The organism is Joostella sp. CR20 (assembly GCF_038433465.1).
Classification (GTDB): domain Bacteria; phylum Bacteroidota; class Bacteroidia; order Flavobacteriales; family Flavobacteriaceae; genus Galbibacter.
In genome coordinates, this window is sequence record NZ_JAESVF010000032.1 from 1 (window position 1) to 625 (window position 625).

The 625-nt window shown below is 37.9% G+C and carries 1 pseudogene; it reads left to right on the forward strand.

Going from position 1 to position 625, the window contains the following annotated elements:
* Positions 1-625: pseudogene (locus JMA43_RS13915) on the forward strand (DUF6443 domain-containing protein); the annotation flags it as partial.

The following is a 625-nucleotide window of genomic DNA, read 5'->3' on the forward strand; positions in this document are numbered from 1 at the left end:
ATGGACAAACCGACCGTTATACATTAGGAAGTATCTCATATGATAAGAATGGAAATATAACGAGTCTAGTTAGAAATGGTCATATCAATGGGGCGGCAACCTCTTTTGGAACGCTGAGTAACCCGATGGATAAATTGAGCTACACTTATCATGCAGGCGGGAACTTTTTAGTAAAGGTAAGTGATACAGGAAATAAGAACTATGGTTTTAAAGATGGAAGCAATACCGATAATGACTACGGAAGGGATGTTAACGGAAATCTAATACGTGATAAGAACAAGGGAATTACAAACATAGTCTACAACCATTTAAATTTACCGACCAAGGTAACGACAAGTGAAGGAAGTATTTCGTATTTTTACGATGCAACAGGTGTAAAATTAAAAAAAGTTGTGAGTAGTGGAGCGACAACAGACTATGCTGGGAATTACATTTATGAGAATGGAAACTTACAGTTTTTCAATCATGCAGAGGGCTATGTAGATGCCGAAGGGTCAGGATATAATTATGTGTACCAGTATAAAGACCACTTAGGCAACGTTAGACTCTCCTACCAAGATGCGGATAATAATGGAAGTATTGCTACGAGTGAGATTGTGGAGGAGAGTAATTATTATCCCTTTGG